Consider the following 16,877-nt stretch of genomic DNA (forward strand, 5'->3'; position numbering starts at 1 on the left):
GCGATGACACGAGCAGTGAAGCGCCCATTGAGCGATACGAGCGGCCAAACGGCAGCGCCCATTGAAACGGGAAAACTCGTTCGCAAACTTGTCGCCGCTGGTTTGAGCTTCGTCATGGCGTTTCAGCCGGTCTTGCTGCGGGCGCAGGAGATCGCGCCGGATGTGGGGGCGGCTGCAATCAATCGTCCGGGTGTTGGCGCGGCTCCGAACGGCGTGCCGCTGATCGATATCGTCACTCCAAATGGTCAGGGTCTGTCGCATAACAAATACAACAATTTCAACGTCGGCACGCCGGGTGTCATCCTCAACAACTTCAATGGTGAGATCGGTACGTCGAAACTGGGTGGCGTGACACCTGGAAATCCAAACCTGCAAGGCAAAGGTCCTGCCACTGTCATCCTCAATGAGGTGACGTCGCAAAATCGCAGTTCTCTCGTCGGGCCGACCGAAGTGTTCGGCGGCCGCGCCGACGTCATCATCGCCAATCCGAACGGGATTACCTGCAACGGCTGCGGTTTCATCAACACGCCACGCGCCACGCTGACGACGGGTGTGCCTGACATCGGCGCTGATGGACGTCTCAATGGCTTCACGGTCAATAGTGGCGACGTTACATTCGGTCCGAACGGTGCAAATTTCGCGCTCGGTGATGGTGCAGTCAGTCTGTTTGATGTCGTATCCCGTACCATCCAGATCGACGGCACGATCTATGGCGAGGACCTGCGCCTGACGGCCGGTAAGAGCAAGTTCGATTATGCCACTGGTGAAGCGACACCGCTCGATGCGACCTCCGGAACACCTGAATATGCAATTGATGGTTCCGCACTCGGGGCGATGCAGGCCGGCCGCATCAAGATGGTGGTCACGGAAAAGGGCGCTGGCGTTCGCATGCGCGGCGACATGGCCGCCAATGCCGGGGAGCTCTCGCTGTCGGCCGACGGCAAAATCTCGATCGGCAATGCCTCTGGCAATAACGGCGTGAACATTTCCTCGAAGGGAAGTGTTTCAACTGGTCGTCTGACCTCGAAAAAGTCGGTGTCGGTCAAGGCGGGCAAGGACACCAAGGTCGCTTCGATCGGTGCTGAAGAGGATATTCTGATCAATGGTGGGGCCGGCTTCATCGATGTCGCCGGTACTATCGGGGCCAGTGGTGCAGTCAACCTTCTGGCGGATGGTCGAATTGCCTTGGCCGACGCGTCGGCTGCCGGGCCTGTTTCGCTGTGGTCTGGGGCTGGTTCCATTGCCATCGGTGGCACGGCCCAGTCTGGCAAGGCGATGTCGCTTACGGCGGCCTCAGGCGCGATCGCAGCGGGCTCGCTGCTTTCGAAAGGCGATTTGGCGCTGCTCTCCGGCCTTGATCTCGGGATTTCCGGGCTCGTACTTGCCGAGGGCAATTTGCAGGCGTCCGCAGGCGGGAACATCCACTATGACAGCATGGAGGCAAACGGAGACATTTTGCTGTCTTCGACACATGGTGTCATCAGCTTCGATAAACGCACGGCCGCCGGGGGCGACATCAGGATCGGGCAGCAAAATGCCGACCTTTCCAATAACAGGAGCAGACTTGCCACATCCGGCACGCTCTACATCGATGCCAATAATATTAATCTCACCAACAGCACGCTAACGTCAGGTGGCATTGATCTCATCTCATCTGGAACGACAGATCTGACGGGTGCGCGGCTTAATGCTGTCACCGTGAGCAGCACAGCTCGTTCCGTGCAGGGGTCAGGTGACATCGCGATCCAAGCGGGTAGCCTCACTGCGAATGACGCCACCAATATTCTTGCGGCCCATGATCTGACGCTGTCGCTTTCGCAACTTGCCAACGCCGGTCAGCTGGCTGCTGGCAATGATCTTACCCTCAATATCGCCGGTAACCTGACCAACACCGCCACGGGGCTCATCTATGCCGGTAACGACGCGGCACTTTTCGTGGGCGGCGTGCTTGCCAATGATCAGGGGGCGATTGTCGCAGGTCGTGACCTCACAATTGCTGGAAGTGCTTCTGGCGCGCGCAATGCTGCTACGGTCAACAGTTCAGGTCTAATTTCCTCTGGTCGCAATATTTCGATCCTGACGGCAAATCTGCGTAACGAGAAAAGCGTGGCTCCGACCTATACGAGCCAGCAAATCTCAAACGCACTCGTGTCGGCTTATGACACCTATTATGCACGCGAATGTGGAGATTGTTCAACTCCCGTCTCTTTCGCTGGCAAGCAGTTCGTCATTGGTGCGCCCATCCGCCATGTCTATCGTGATGTGACTGAAGACCGTCTCACATCGGCTGGTAGCCCCGCAGCGACAATCAAGGCGGGCAATACGCTTTTTGTCGATACCGTCGATCTCACCAATGCCTATAGCAACATCGAAGCCGGCTCCGGCATGACACTTGTTGGCTCCGGCACTCTTAACAATCTCGGTTTGCAATTGCAGCGTACCACTTCGCTCAATTGTAACCAACAAGGTGGCTGCCAGTATTATCCTGATGTCATCTATGAGTGGCAGGAAACGAGAACGACCGGCGACACGGGTGGTTGGGAAGGTTCATGGCAGGTCGCCATGCCTGGTCCCAGTCCCTTTGGAACGCGCGATGCGTCAAAGGATATCGGGCCAGGACGGAGTGTAGAAAGCGTCGAGGCGATCGGCGGTGTTCCCGCGGCGATCCGCTCTGGCGGAGCGCTGGGTATTACCGGTTTTGGTGCCGTTAACAATACCGTCGCAGCAGGTACGATCACCGACCATGTCGCTATGGCAGCGCCTACGCCTTCGAGCGATCCCACCGGATTGCTCGCTGGCATGACCGCAAGCGGTGCGCTGTTCACACTCGGCTCCGTTGCAACCCCGCAGTCCGGTGGCTTTGGCGGCACTATTCCCGGTCAGACGTTCCTCTATGAAACGCGTGCCGCCTTCCTCGATGTCTCGAAATTCTACGGATCGAGCTATTTCCTTGGCCGCATCGGCTACCAGCCGGACCGGCAGATCCAGTTCCTTGGGGACGCCTATTTCGAGAACCAATATATTGAGCAGCAGCTCAGACTGGCGACGGGTTCCGGCTTTACCGGGCAGGATTCGATCGCTCAGATAAAGCAGCTCCTTGATAACGGCGCTGCCTATCTCGGAGCGAACCAGCGCCCGCTCGGCCAACCGCTTACGGCTGAGGAGATCGCCAGCCTCACCGAATCCGTCGTCGTATATGAGTGGCAGACGGTGAACGGTACGACCGTTCTTGCGCCGGTACTACATCTCGCCGCCAATGACAGGGAAAGATTGAATTCTGCGGGCGCGCTGATCGCCGGCAATCAGGTGACAATCGATACTGGCCTGCTTGCAACATCAGGCATGATTGCATCGGCTGGTGATCTGACTGTTTCCGGTTCGTCGATCGCGGCGATCGGCGGCACCTTCACGGCGGGTGGCAATGCCTCGCTGACGGGGAACGAGAGCATTCTGCTGGCCAATGCAAAGGTGAAAGCAGGCGGCAATCTGGGCCTGACATCGAATGGAGACATCAACATCTCCGTGACCGAACGGTCGACAACCAGCACCTTGCGCGACAAGCGGAGTTCGACAACCGTTGTTAGAACCACAAGTCAGGGCTCCGAGATCACTGCGGGCGGATCGGTCTCAGCCAATGCAGGCGGCAGCCTCAACGTCATCGGCAGCATGATTGCCGCCGATGGGACGGTCGGGCTGAAAGCGACCGGCGACGTGACAATTGCCGAGGCTGTCGACACCACCACGATCGATTACACCTACAAGAAAAAGGGCGGCCTGTTCGGCGGCAAGAAACAGACGACGAGTCACACGGAAACGCAGGCCGTCGTCGGATCATCGGTCAGCGGCGGGAATGGTGTGTCCATCGTCTCACGTGGAGACACCGTCGTCTCCGCCTCCAACGTAACGGCCGGCGATGAGACCAACAAAGCTGATATCAACGTCAGCGCAGGCGGGAATTTGCTGATTGCGTCGGGCAAGAATACCGCGGAGTTCGAGCAGAGTTCCTCATCCAAGGGCTTTCTCTCGAAAAAGAGCTCAACACAGTACAACTATGATGAAGCTACAGTCGCCTCCGAGCTTTCCGCCTCCGGCAACATCAAACTGGATGCTGGCGGCAACACCGTCATCGCTGGCTCGAATGTCACGGCAGGCGATGCGATCAGCGTCGCGGGTGATAGTGTCGCCATCATCGGGGCCGAGGAGCAGCATGCGCTAGAAAGCAGCAGCAAGAAGTCCGGCCTGTTTGCGGGGTCTGGAGGTGGCTTCCTCTCGCTCTGGGGCAAAGAACAGAAAGAAAAGAGCCAATCGTCTACTATTAACGTTGGCTCCTTGCTGACTGCCGGGACCGATGTAACGCTCACGGCACGCGAGAACGACGTGACTGTCATCGGCTCGTCCATCGCAGCCGGTCAGGATATTACGCTTGATGCAGCCCGCGACGTCAATATCACTCCCGGGGCAGAAAGCGCCTCATCGCAGGAGAAAGAAAAGCGCTCAGGCTTCGGCATTCAGGTGAAATCAGGCAATGGCAGCGCATCCATCGGTATCGGTTACGGTAAGTCGGTCGATCAGACGAGCCAGTCATCAGAGACTAACGCCAGATCCATCCTGTTTGCCGGTCGTGACCTCACGATATCAGCAGGTCGTGATGCTAACCTGCAGGCGGCTGAGGTGTCCGCACAGCGTGATGTTGTCATCCTCGCAGACCGTAACGTCAACCTTCTCTCGGCGCAGGACAAGTCCAACTACGAACACATGCATGAGGAGATGTTTGCCGGCGTGACGCTATCGGTCTCGACCTCGCTGGTCAGCGCTGCCGACAGCGTCGGCAACGCGGCGCAGAAGCTTACGACCATCAACGACGGCTATTCTGCCGCCAATGCTGCCTTTGCATCGCTCAAGGCCTATGATGCGCTCGACACTGTCGTCAACGGCAATGTCGCTTCGGCCTCGCTTACCGCCGGTTTCACCTATACAAAGGACAAGGCGGCGGGGGCGGGCTCTGTTCCTGTCACCACCGAAATCAATGCCGGCCGCTCGGTGATGATCGAAGCCGCATCCGGGGATATCACCGGCCATGGCGTGCAGATCTCGACCGGCTACGACGCCGATGGCCTGCCGGTCGATAGTGCCGACGACAAGGTCGGCGACATTACGCTGAAGGCTGGCAAGGACGTCACCCTTAAAAGCGCCGTGGCGACGCAGAGCTCGTCGTCCAGCAGCACGTCCGCCGGCGCCAGTATCGGTATTGGCGGCGGCGTCAGCCTGTCGGGTGGCGTCGGCGTCGGGCTGACAGGCGGCGCCAGCGCTTCCACCGCCAGGGCGAACGCCAACGGAACTACTCAAGTCAACAGCCACGTCACCGGTACCGGCGACATCGTCATCCAGTCCGGCAACAATACGACGCTAGCCGGCGCCGTCGTTGCCGGTCAGACGGTGACGGCCGACATTGGCGGCGATCTTACCATCGTCTCCGTTCCCGATACCGGCGAGATCACGAACAAATCCACCTCTGGCGGCTTTAGCCTCGGCGGGGGGAAGAGCCTCATCTCCGGTATCCAGATCGGTGGCGGTGCGGGCTCCGGGTCGACGAACTGGGTTTCCGAACAGTCGGGTCTCGTTTCCGCGGACACGATGGATGTCACCGTCGGTGGCAATACCCATCTCGGAGCGGGCAAGATCGTGTCCGGTTCGGGTGATCTCACTCTCGACACAGGCACGCTTACCCATGAGAACTTTGAGGGCCAGAAGCAGTATGAGGGCTTCAGCGCCAATCTCGGCCTCGATCTCACCGGCGGCAAAGGAACCGATGTCAATCCGGTCGGCAACAGCACGCTCGAAGGCAGCTATCAGCTCGACGATACCCGCCAGAGCGTCCGCGCCACCGTCGGTCCCGGAGACATTGTCATTCGCGACAAGGAACAGCAGGCGGCGCTGGAAACCGGCGGCGCCTCCACCCTGCCGCTCGACGAACTCAACCGCGATCCCGACAAGGCCTACGAAATCACCAAGGACAAGCATGTCGGTCTTGAGGTCTATCTGTCGACCAACAGTCTGAAGGCCGCCGTTGAGGCGGGCAAGACGATCACTGATGCGTTTGGCGAAGCCCTGGATCGCATGGTTCAGGACGGCAAAAGAACGCCCGAGCAAGCCGCGCTTTCAAAAGAAATATTCCCGTTTCTCGATGATCCAAAGGTTCAGGCACAACTTGAGGAGTGCGGTCGGCAAGGGGCTGCTGATTTCAGCATATTCGACTGGCTAGTGACACCCGCACACGCTCAGTCTGCATGTGCAGTAATGCTGCCGAATGGTCAGATGAAATATTTCACGGCCACACAAGCCGTGGACTGCCTCACGGACTATCGGCAAATGACCAACATCGTTCGCGGCATTATTGGCGCCACTGGAGCCACGGTTGCAGGGCTGGCGGGTGCCTTCCTGCTGGCCTCGACAACCAGCACTGGTAAAGAGATCAATCAGAAGTTCACAGGGAGCGACGGCAGTACGGTTCTTGTTACCGGTAATGGAGATCAGCCAAAACGACAGATATTGGTCACATATCCGGATGGCGTGAGGGCCAGCCTAACAATTGAAGTCTACGATGACGGCGGCGCCATTTTCCTTACCGGTGGCACGATTGGCAATCAGACTATGACGCCGGGAATGCTGACAGATATGCAGCAGACTCTCGCAAATGCGGGTATGTCGAATGTTGTCCTCAGTGAGAATACAGGAGGGAAGAATGGCGATCATCAGTATTACCCAAAACCTAAGACTGAAGAAATTACAGGTTTCCCGGGTTTGAAGGAAGTGCGTGGCGTTGGGGGCAGACCCCGTTGGGTTGATAGCAAGGGGAAGATTTACGAATGGGATAAGCAGCACGGTGCAGTAGAAGTCTATGACAAGACTGGTAAAAAGCACCTCGGAGAATTTGATCCTAAAACGGGAAAGCAGACAAAGCCGGGAGATCCCGGGCGGTCGACGCCAAAGTAGGAGAGCCTGTTATGCACAAGGTTGAACGGTATATTGCTGCCTTTGAAAAGAAGGGAAGTAGATTCCTTGTCAAGAAGATGCGTATTCCAAGTGAAGATTTCGAATATCTGAAAACAATATTCGAGGTCAAAGCTGACGATCCATGTATGTATGATTATTACGATTTAAGTGAAGAACTGGCAGAGAAACTGGTCGAAAGGTATGGGTTCGAATTTTCTTTCAGCGAATTCGATTACGCGCTCGGGGCAGAAGCAGCTTAGAATGCGGGTGGCGATTACGGAAATTACTGTTAGCTAGAGAACTCCTTTCTCCACCAAGTGCGATGTGGACCCTCTTTGCCCGTAACAATATCAACCTCCTGACGGTCAACGACCGAACCAATTATCATGAGATGCATGAGAAAATTTTTCTGGAATGACGACTCCGGTGACCAGTCAGGCCGGCAAGGCAGCAAAAAGCATCATGCGCTCGGCCGAGCGCCTTTCGGATAGCGGCGGCGTCAACGCCGTCACAGAGACGGCCATAGCCGGGCTTGGTTTCTAGCAGGCTATGAGGATCGGCAGCCGTCTGCGAGGGACTGTCCTCCAGGATTGGCGTCTGTGCCTGTATTGGCCATCAGCAGCACCACGCCTCTTCTTCGTTTTCCACATGATAAAAATGGGAAGAACATTTAGGTGAATACGATCCTAAAACTGGGAAGCAAACAAAGCGCGGAAACCTGGTCGAAGTACAAGAATGTGAGGTGCGGCGATGGGAATTTATTTAATCATCAGCATGTTCCAAAGCGAGAGTGCTGCACTCGTGAACATGTTACAGCTCGAAAAAAGTGATCTTCAATTTTTTAGGGAAGTGCTAAACGTACCCGACGAAGATCCACTTCTATATGGAGAGTATCAAATTAACGCAGAAGCGAACGAAAAGCTTTTTCAGCGGTATGGGTTCAGATTTGACTTGGAGAAATATGACTGTTTCGCAGGTTATAAGTCAGTTTAGCGAATTGTAACCTAAACGGTGCGCAAACAAGCTGCTACAGTGACAGCACTGACCAGCGTGTTCCTACCAAGCAGGTGCGGAAGATGCCAGCAGGCATAAAGGGTTCATCGCTGACGGCCGGTGGCAACGTCTCCGTCTCTGCGGGCACGGCTGGATCAGGCGACCTGAACATCATCGGCAGCCGGATCGCGGCGCCTGACAGGGTCGCGGCTGATCTCAATATCGATGTGGGCGGCGGCCTGATCGTCAGTGCGGGCAGAAACTTCATGGAGACGGACACATCGAATTCCAGATCCGGTTCCCTGTCGAAGGCAAGTGAGCGGCATCACACCTATGACGAGGAGACGGTCGGGTCCGAACTCGCTGCATCCGGCAATGTGAACCTCAATGCCAGCAAAAATCTCGCAATTGCCGGCTCGAGTGTCACCGCGGGCCAAAACATCGCCGTCGAAGGCGAAAGCGTCTCAGTTATCGCCGCCCAAGAACACCATGACAGCGCCTCGTCGTCCAAAAAGTCAGGCGTTGGTGCCGGTTCCGGCGATGGCTTTGTCTCGTTAAGGGGACGCGCCTCGGAACTTACGACACAAATCTGAAACGTATAGGGGATTTATAATGAGCGTCAAAAACACAGATCATAAGGATTGGGTTAATAATGGGAAAACCATTGAAGAGTTGATAAAGGAACTTCAGTCTTTTGAAAATCAAGGCTTGCCGGTAGAGATATCTATCGATGGAGGTGATGATGTTCGACCGATCAGTCTTGTGGGGGAAAAGGACGGGAAATGCTTGCTTATCTATTTGAAATAATAGTTTTTATCAACTTCCGCTAGCCCGCTACATGCCGTACGATTACCAATAAAAGCCGTCTAGTATCTGCGTAACCCTGCCAAACTTGTGGGCACATATCGATGGTTCCGGGCAGATATCCCGACATGGAAATGCGATCGGTCAATGGAGGCTTCGGTGGCCTCTCAAACCAGCGGCTGAACGCGGCCGCTTATGCCGAACGTCTTTAGACAATCGAATTGGTAGCGCGATATCCGGATTCCGTCCAAGCCGAGCAAACGATTTCTAGGAGATGTATCTGGTGACTGAACATATTGACGCGATTATTAGTGAAGTGAATCGACTAGATGATCCGCGAAAACGTAAAATTCCGCTTCCAGATGATGCTCTAATAGCGAGATACGAAGCCGCCACGGGTTTCGAATTCTCGGAAGACTATAAAAAATTCCTCAAGAACATATCTAATGCTTTCATGGGTTACCTGTCGCCACTTACTCTAAATGAAGAGATGGGTGGCGTTTATGGGGAATTGAGATCGGCTATTGAACAAGGCCGCAGCGCTGGCCTACCCCACGATTGGCTTCCAATATGTGAAGACAACGGTGACTACTACTGCATCGCGCCCGACGGCAAAATACATTTCTGGGACCACAACGGTCCAACGACCGAGACTTGGCCCAACCTCGCAACGTGGGCAAACGATGTCTGGTTGGGTGGAGCGTAAGAATTTCGGCTATGCAATACGAGCCACCGTTGAGACAATTTGAGCCGCCCCGGCATTGCTGAAAAGCTCGGGCAGACCAGGCCCGGAAGCGCTGGGTCGAACGGCACTGCTGGACAAACTACTGAAGGCGCGGCAAATACTATAGCAACCGAAACCACGCCCAAGATTGAGCGGCAAATCGGCCGGCGAGGCTTGGATAATTGTCGTCTCTCTTCTCTTGGGCGGATGCACCGTGTTGAATACAAAATCTTCGGCGATCCAGGGAGTGAATGACAGTTTCGTTACCACCATGTTGTCACTCTATGGGACGCGCTGTTGGAGGCGCTTGTCGAACTTAGGCTGGCCGATGACTGGCAGCATATGATCGACGGGTTCGCGGCCATTCTCAGGCTGCGGCGGCAAAAGGGGGACTTATAAGGAAGCTCTTGGTCAATCCCGCGGCGGCTTTTCGACGAAAATCCACGCCCGTGCAGGCGGTCAGGGACGTTCTCTTCGCTTCATCCTGACAGGTAGCTTCGGATTACAATGCCGTTCCCGATCTTCTGGCAATGCCGGTTGGCAAGCTGAGACTGTTTCTTGCAAGGGCTATGACAGCGACGCTCTGCGCGAAGAGTTGTTGGTCCACGGGATCAAACTCGTCATCCCTCCGAGGGCCAACCGCAAAGACCCGCCCGCCTGTGACTTCAGAGCCTAGAGGGACCGAAACCGCATTGAGCGGCTGTTCAACAGGCTCAAGCAATTTCGTCGCGTCGCTACCCGATACGCCAAAACCCAAAAATCCTTCGCTACCTTTCTCGTGTTGGCCGCCGCAAAAATATGGTTGCCACACTTGCGCCGGTTCGTGAGTTGTGCAGCTTAGCTGAAGCTGCCACACGCTGTAAAAACAGGAGATAAATCTTGTATAACTTCAATTATTTAGAGCGCCAAGCAAAAGACCTGATCGCAAGTGGGAAGGCAGCGGACGCGATTAAGATTTATCTTTTCATGGCAGATGGCGACCAGTCGTTGGATGATATCTCGGTGAGCGTTTGGGAGAGTGTTATGAGAAGATCGGCGACCTTCATGCCGCAAAATATTGGTATGGAAGGGCGGTGGAGGAAAATCCCGACGTCAGGCTGACGTCCGCGGCAGCGCGTCAAAGGCTTCACGGAGTTAGCATCGAAGCCTTTTTGGGAGACGCAGACAAGTAGTTTTCAACGCGCGGCTGAAGCTACTTTGTCAACAGGGCCTAGCACCGATCGCTGAGGAAGGCGTGAAGCGCCTCGGCAAGTCCTGGGCGGTTGGATATAGCAATTCATAAGAAATTAAGTGCACGAACTTGGTCTCAGTGAGCGATTGGTGCGAGGTCTTTTCTTTAATTAGGACATGGAACGATTAATGGCGCTTATTGGTATCGATCTTGGAACCTCAAACTCTTTAGTAGCACACTGGACTGATCAGGGCGTGAAACTGATCGAGAATGCGCTGGGCGACTTTCTGACACCATCGGTGGTCAGTATTGCGGATAACGGCGACGCAATTGTCGGACGTCCAGCTCTCGACAGGCTGGTTACTCACCCGGACAAAACGGTGGCATCCTTCAAACGGTGGATGGGGACAAATCACGAGGTGAAACTTGCGAAGAAGGCATGGCGCGCCGAGGAGTTGTCTGCGCTTGTCCTGAGAAGCCTGAAAAGAGACGCAGAGGCTGCGCTCGATATCGAAGTATCTGATGTGGTTATTTCTATCCCGGCCTATTTCAGCGATCCGCAGCGTAAGGCCACCATCAATGCCGCGCATCTGGCAGGGCTGAATGTAACGAGACTTATTAACGAACCGACTGCCGCTGCACTGGCCCATGGACTCGCAAGCTCCGAGGATGGGCAATTTCTGATTCTTGATCTCGGAGGAGGCACGTTTGACGTTTCCCTATTACACAAGTTCGACGGGGTTATGGAGCTACGGGCGTCCGCCGGGGACTCTATGCTAGGTGGCAATGATTTCAGGGACAGCTTGGCTTCACACCTCATGAACCTCCACAATATCGATTTCGAAAGCCAGCGGCCTCTGGATCGGGCCAGGTTTTTGAACGAGGCCGAGCGGATTAAGGCAGCTCTGAGCGAGACCCAGGACGCGGCTTATCATATCAACATCTTTGGAAAAGACGTTGAGGGCAAAATTACGCGACTGGAGGCAGAGGAGCTGTGGAAGCCGCTGATCACTCGGTTGCGGAGACCGATCGAAAGGGTCATTCGCGATTCCGAAACAGATCCGTCGTCGCTTAGTCAGATTGTTCTGGTGGGTGGCGCATCGCGAATGCCGCTGCTCAAGACCATGACGACCCGTTTGTTCGGGCGGTTTCCCCTGTTGCATCCTAATCCCGATCACGCCATTGCCATCGGAACGGCGCTTCAATCTGCGCTCCATGCACGGCACGAAGCGCTTGACGAGATAATAATGACTGATGTGTGCCCCTATACATTGGGTATTGCGTCGGTTGAGCAAGCCTACGGCCTAAACGAGTTGCTGATGTCGCCCATTATCGAACGCAACGCGATCATTCCGCAAAGTCGCGAGCAGTTTTACTCCACCACCGTCGATGGGCAGACCAAGATTGATGTACAGGTCTATCAAGGCGAGAACATGCGGCCTTCACAGAACATTCTGATCGGAAATCTGGAAGTGCCGGTACCGCTTGGCAAGGCCGGATCTCAATGCATTGGGGTCCGCTTTACTTATGATGTCAGCGGCGCGCTCGAGGTCGAGGTCAAGATTCTCTCGACAGGAGAACTTAAGCGTAAAGTGTTCCAAAACCAATCCAGCCTGACCGAATCCGAAATCGCTCTGCGCTTCAAGGAACTATCGAAAATCAAGTTGGCCCCGCGCGAGCAGCAAGAAAACCTCGCCTTGGTCGCAAGGGCGGAGCGCCTCTACGCCGAGGCAATCGGCGAGCAGCGCCAACAGATATCAGCATTAATGGCGCAGTTTATCGCGGCTCTGGATAATCAGAGACTGCGGGATGCGAGGCCACTGCGGGAAAAGTTTGCCAAACAGCTGGACGCGCTTGATCAAATGTGGGGCCAGCCGCAATGAGTGGCGATTGTTGGGCGTTGCTCGGCATCAAGCCCCTGAGCAACGAGGAGGCGATCCGCAAAGCCTATTCGCGACGTCTCAGGGATTTTCGCCCGGATGAGGACCCAACAGGGTTCCAGCTTCTGGTCGAAGCTCGCAAGCAGGCGCTTGCGACGGTAAAGTGCCGGATGGTAGACGTGCTAATCGCCAACCCATCTTCGCCTGACGGCATAAGCACAGACGGAGTTGCAGAGGGTTCCGGCAGCTTCGGCAATTCTGAAAATCCCGACAATCCGGCTGAGCTTGAAAATGACTCACAACGCGCCGTAGCGCCGTTTTTTTTGGAGCCCACGCAGAAGGAGAAAGCCGGAAAAGAAAATCTACCTCGGCTGCTAGATGAATTGGGTGAACTTATCAGCTTTGGAAGAGAACGGACACGCGGAGTTGCGCAGAAAGGCAACTGGCGCGTCGACAAGTGGACAGAACTATTAAACCGCGCATCTATTGAGCTAAGTTTTGCCGAACATGCAAACTTCATCCAAGCGCTCGCAAGAGGTATCGAGGGACTGTTGCCGCCGAAGGGTGATACAATCCCGTTGTCAGACTATACGGAGGGAAAAGGCGTCGCTGCAATGGTCAACGCCATTGAGGAGGGAGCTAATTTTTCGGAAAATCCGGGCCTTCTCACCACGGTCTGCGGCTGGCAATCGGCAAAACATTATTTCGACTGGCTCGCCGAAGCGCAGCGCGGCAATGCTATTTTGCGCAGAAGTAGTCAGGGCAAACCGGCTTACTTCAATGGAAAAATCCCGCTCTTCCCCTTGGAAGATCAACCACCACGCCTAGAGACAATTGATCTCAACTCATATTATCACGAGGCTTTGGAGAAGGGGCGCTGGCCTTTCTCGTTCGATTGCACCAAGACGCTGATGCCGTCGTATTACATCATGCGGTCGATAAATCTCTGGTTTGGTCTTACCATTTTCGGACTCACTCTTGTTACCGCCTATCTGGCATGGGGAATTGGTAATGGCACAGACATTCGTTTAGCCGCTGTCTCGCTTTTGTCCTTGCTATCATTACGTCTGACTTTTGGGATCCTTTTCCGGAGGCTCACACTCCGATCCTGGATCAAACGTATTATCAAGACGGATAAAAAACACATTTGGGACTTGGTCCGGCGGCGCAACCACCTGCAGCCTTACTCGCCTGCCAGCCAAGACTGGCCATTAATTTTTGTCACCGGTATAGAAATAATTCCTATTGTTGTCGGACTTATAATCTTGGCGGCGAGTAGCAGCAACATATGGAGCAACAGGCACCTTTACCCCTTGCCCGCCGAAAAGCTCGTGACGGACATGGTTTTACCAGCGTTTGATGCGGCAATCAGAGCCGAGGCGTTTAGCTACGATTCATTTTTCGATTTCTTTCAAAGCATTAGATCGAGCAAACCGGACGGCTTTTCGACCCGCCTGATCACGCCCGATATTCCTGCTGGAAAGTTGTCCAACTTGCTATGGCTCCCCACCCTGACCCGGAACCAAGAGCGTTTTCTTAGCGCGAGCAGCGGTCCAACGCATACCGCCTTATTTGCGTCCCTCACTATTGATCCGTCCGCCAACAGGTTGCACGAGGTCCGAAACGCCAAACTGCGCGTTTGGTCGTTTCTCTATCGTATCGGTACACCACGGATGCGTGTGGATATTGAGAAGGCTCTGAACGAGTGGGGTCCTCTTATTAGGGATGCGAAATTCCGCAATGGTTGGCCGACCGAGCAGGCAATCTGGAGTTTCATGGCTCCAGAGCTTCAAGGACTCGTTTCCGCCGATGACAAAAAGTTTCTTAGAAAGGCCGTTTTATCTGAGTTTGCGCGTCAGGCGAGGCGCTATGAGTCAAAATCGAAACCGGACATTCTCTATTCACAGTTCCATTGGCTGCTGTTTGCGCCTGATACCGCATTGTTTCAGCCGCAATCTCTTCTTGCCGACACACCGCTCCCAGAAATCAAGCTTGATAATGAGTCCATCAGACGTGAGGCTTTGCCCCGCAACCCTATCCTGAGTAACTTCCTGCGGGGATGGGCAAAAGGGACGCAGCCCGACCGCCCGTCCACGATTTCATCAACTGATAAGCTCCAAGTGCAGCCTGGAATGTTCTATATTGCACACGTGCCTGACATATCGGCATTGGCTGGGAGGCGTGCATTTTTCTTCCTTCTCGGCACGATCCTGGAGACCGACAATACGCTGCTCGGCTTGAAGATTTCGCGCCGCGGTTTTGCAGAACTTCCAGAGTCGCTTCCGGAGGACACTCCCGGTTTCTGGACCACGGCGACAGCGTATCTGCTACTGGCCCAACGACAGGAAACCGGTAAAAATCTGTCCCGGTTTTATATCGAGCACAACGGTGATGACGACGTCAGGACAATCTTGAGCCGGCTTCTGGACGAGTTACATGGCACCCCCGAAGGACAGAAGGTATGCAATTCTCGTCTTCATTTGCCAGGAGGTTCTTGTTTTGACCTGTGAAAAAAATGCCAATAGCGCGTAAGCTGATAGCAATTTTCCCTGAAACTACTTTTTACGGCAGTGTGGACATCGTTGTGGTGGCAAGCTGGAAGGTAACCGGTGGTCTGCCCCCACGTTGCTCGCTGCCGCCTAATCTGACATCGACGTTCCATGGATGAAGAACTGGCCTGCTGCCGGTTTCGTGGACACGGAGCTATCTCAGCCCTATGGAATTGAAAACAAGGTGGGATTAGCTTAACCTCGTGTCCCATAAACCGGCAGCATGCCATGTCGATATTTCCTTATTTAGTCGACATGTGGGATTTAATATGTCGATGCAATCGACATATATCTTCTACTGCAAGGTGTTGTGCTTCCTGGGTTTATGCGTAGGTTGTGGCTCTATCGGCCCCGGGTATTTTGTTCCCTAAACTATGAACCGATCCATCAGGAAATTGGGACGAATATCATATCCAGCGGCAATTCCATCCGGTTCAGCATGGGGTGCGCTGGGAGGATGCCGGTCCTGACAAGGCATGAGGCAAGACCCGCGCCGGAAGCGCCCGCAATATCACGTTCCATGAGGCATTTCTACTACTAAAAGTAGTAGTCGCCAAGTGGCAATTGCTCGTGTTTGAATAGGGACACAAGCGCGTCAATCAGGGGAGGGCGATATGCGTAAACCGATCGCACGATTGATCAGTGGCGGGGGACAAGGGGTGGACGATACGAGGATTGGGTTTGCTGGCGCGACTGGAAAAACAGGTGAGGGCGCAGACAACGCGCCGGAAGATTGCGCTAGCGGGAGACAAGCATGCGATTGGCGGCGACCAAAAATCGGAGTTTCAAAGAAGTTTACAATGGCCCATAGAGGATACCGTCCAGAAACGGAGCAGACATGAAGACCAGCGTTGAACATTTGCCGGAACGAAAGCAGCGCGAGCTCGCGCGCGTCGTCGGAATTATTCAGGAAGAGTTTGCTGATCTGGTGGAGCGCTCCAAGTCTGACGCCAAGAAGGATGGACGCATTTTCAAAATCATTCTGTTTGGTTCTTACGCGCGTGGCACCTGGGTGGATGAGCCGCATACGTCGAAAGGCTACCGCTCGGATTTCGACATCCTTGTCATCGTCAGCAACAAGGAACTTGCCGATCCCAAATACTGGGACAAGACAACAGACCGGCTGATGTGGGACAAGGAGATCGAGACGCCCGTGGGCCTCATCGTGCACGGCGCTCGCGAAATCAGTAATTTCCTAAATGATGGCCAATACTTCTTCGTTGATCTCGCCCGCGAAGGTGTTGTTCTTTACGAATTCGACGATCGGCCGCTCGCAGAGGCGAAACAACTCAGCCCTGCCGATGCACTCAGGGTGGCAGAAGATCATTTTTTGCGGCACTTCCCGGATGCGCGAGATTTCGCTGATGTGGCAAAATATCTCGTTGCGAAAGGTAACCTGCACCTAGCGGCCTTCAATCTCCATCAGGCAGTGGAGAGCGCCTACAACTGCTACCTCCTGACACTGACAAACTATTCCCCTGCGTCGCACAATCTCAAATTCCTGCGTGGACTTTCCGAAGGTCGTGATCACCGTTTGATCGACATCTGGCCGCGCGACCGTCAGCGATTTACCACGTGGTACAACATTCTGAATGAGGCCTACGTCAAGGCACGCTATTCGAAGCGTTTCGAGGTTTCCGAAGAGGCGCTCACCTGGCTTCTGGAGCGGACCGCGGAACTTCACAAGCTGGTTGAGACGCTCTGCCGCGAGCACATCGAAAAGCTCGAACAGGCCGCGAACGCCAGCGACTGAGCTTCACCCG

General features: G+C 54.7%; 12 protein-coding genes. 11 read left to right on the plus strand and 1 reads right to left on the minus strand.

Features of this window, described 5'->3' with window-relative positions; genetic code table 11:
• Positions 1-3 precede the first annotated feature (3 nt).
• From F617_RS0124135 to F617_RS0124190, 10 genes are all read left to right on the plus strand, one after another.
• A complete protein-coding gene (locus F617_RS0124135; RefSeq protein ID WP_196811692.1) occupies positions 4-6,993 on the plus strand; it encodes a hemagglutinin repeat-containing protein in 6,990 nt (2,329 codons plus the stop codon).
• Positions 6,994-7,004: 11 nt separating this feature from the next.
• The gene (locus F617_RS0124140; RefSeq protein ID WP_019567036.1) at positions 7,005-7,253 is read left to right on the plus strand and encodes a hypothetical protein; all 249 of its coding nucleotides are present in this window, start codon (positions 7,005-7,007) and stop codon (positions 7,251-7,253) included.
• A gap of 154 nt (positions 7,254-7,407) precedes the next feature.
• A complete protein-coding gene (locus F617_RS29060; protein ID WP_019567038.1) occupies positions 7,408-7,536 on the plus strand; it encodes a hypothetical protein in 129 nt (42 codons plus the stop codon).
• 533 nt (positions 7,537-8,069) lie between these two features.
• Complete coding sequence (locus F617_RS0124160; RefSeq protein ID WP_019567040.1) at positions 8,070-8,579, plus strand: hemagglutinin repeat-containing protein; 510 nt, start codon at positions 8,070-8,072, stop codon at positions 8,577-8,579.
• Positions 8,580-8,598: 19 nt separating this feature from the next.
• Positions 8,599-8,793, plus strand: coding sequence for a hypothetical protein (locus F617_RS0124165; protein ID WP_019567041.1), 195 nt, complete (start codon positions 8,599-8,601; stop codon positions 8,791-8,793).
• 271 nt (positions 8,794-9,064) lie between these two features.
• Positions 9,065-9,496, plus strand: a complete 432-nt coding sequence (locus F617_RS0124175; RefSeq protein WP_019567043.1) for an SMI1/KNR4 family protein — start codon at positions 9,065-9,067, stop codon at positions 9,494-9,496.
• A 718-nt stretch (positions 9,497-10,214) separates the two neighbouring features.
• On the plus strand, positions 10,215-10,355 hold the full coding sequence (locus F617_RS28940) for a hypothetical protein (protein WP_233283711.1): 141 nt from the start codon (positions 10,215-10,217) through the stop codon (positions 10,353-10,355).
• 38 nt (positions 10,356-10,393) lie between these two features.
• Positions 10,394-10,615 carry a hypothetical protein gene (locus F617_RS0124180; RefSeq protein WP_019567044.1) on the plus strand — a complete coding sequence of 74 codons (222 nt, stop codon included), beginning with the start codon at positions 10,394-10,396 and terminating at the stop codon, positions 10,613-10,615.
• 258 nt (positions 10,616-10,873) lie between these two features.
• Positions 10,874-12,568: an Hsp70 family protein gene (locus tag F617_RS0124185; RefSeq protein WP_019567045.1), complete on the plus strand. Its 1,695-nt coding sequence runs from the start codon at positions 10,874-10,876 to the stop codon at positions 12,566-12,568.
• The gene (locus tag F617_RS0124190; RefSeq protein ID WP_155846283.1) at positions 12,565-15,075 is read left to right on the plus strand and encodes a hypothetical protein; all 2,511 of its coding nucleotides are present in this window, start codon (positions 12,565-12,567) and stop codon (positions 15,073-15,075) included. Before F617_RS0124185 ends, F617_RS0124190 begins: the two co-directional genes overlap by 4 nt.
• A 426-nt stretch (positions 15,076-15,501) precedes the next feature.
• On the opposite strand, the gene F617_RS29185 is transcribed toward F617_RS0124190, so the two are convergent.
• A complete protein-coding gene (locus F617_RS29185; RefSeq protein WP_019567047.1) occupies positions 15,502-15,636 on the minus strand; it encodes an HAD hydrolase-like protein in 135 nt (44 codons plus the stop codon).
• Positions 15,637-15,952: 316 nt separating this feature from the next.
• Between F617_RS29185 and F617_RS0124200 the strand changes: the two genes are divergently transcribed.
• Positions 15,953-16,867: a nucleotidyltransferase and HEPN domain-containing protein gene (locus F617_RS0124200; RefSeq protein WP_019567048.1), complete on the plus strand. Its 915-nt coding sequence runs from the start codon at positions 15,953-15,955 to the stop codon at positions 16,865-16,867.
• The last annotated feature ends 10 nt before the right edge of the window (positions 16,868-16,877 follow it).

Source organism: Agrobacterium sp. 10MFCol1.1 (genome assembly GCF_000381165.1).
In the GTDB taxonomy this organism is placed as follows: Bacteria; Pseudomonadota; Alphaproteobacteria; order Rhizobiales; family Rhizobiaceae; genus Agrobacterium; species Agrobacterium tumefaciens.

Bases quoted from the DNA above. Each gene is read 5' to 3' on its own strand.
- F617_RS0124190 (WP_155846283.1), top strand. From the start codon at position 12,565: ATGAGTGGCGATTGTTGGGCGTTGCTCGGCATCAAGCCCCTGAGCAAC.
- F617_RS0124135 (WP_196811692.1), top strand. From the start codon at position 4: ATGACACGAGCAGTGAAGCGCCCATTGAGCGATACGAGCGGCCAAACG.
- F617_RS0124185 (WP_019567045.1), top strand. From the start codon at position 10,874: ATGGCGCTTATTGGTATCGATCTTGGAACCTCAAACTCTTTAGTAGCA.
- F617_RS29185 (WP_019567047.1), bottom strand. From the start codon at position 15,636: ATGGAACGTGATATTGCGGGCGCTTCCGGCGCGGGTCTTGCCTCATGC.
- F617_RS0124160 (WP_019567040.1), top strand. From the start codon at position 8,070: ATGCCAGCAGGCATAAAGGGTTCATCGCTGACGGCCGGTGGCAACGTC.
- F617_RS0124140 (WP_019567036.1), top strand. From the start codon at position 7,005: ATGCACAAGGTTGAACGGTATATTGCTGCCTTTGAAAAGAAGGGAAGT.
- F617_RS0124175 (WP_019567043.1), top strand. From the start codon at position 9,065: ATGTATCTGGTGACTGAACATATTGACGCGATTATTAGTGAAGTGAAT.
- F617_RS0124165 (WP_019567041.1), top strand. From the start codon at position 8,599: ATGAGCGTCAAAAACACAGATCATAAGGATTGGGTTAATAATGGGAAA.
- F617_RS0124200 (WP_019567048.1), top strand. From the start codon at position 15,953: ATGAAGACCAGCGTTGAACATTTGCCGGAACGAAAGCAGCGCGAGCTC.
- F617_RS29060 (WP_019567038.1), top strand. From the start codon at position 7,408: ATGACGACTCCGGTGACCAGTCAGGCCGGCAAGGCAGCAAAAAGCATC.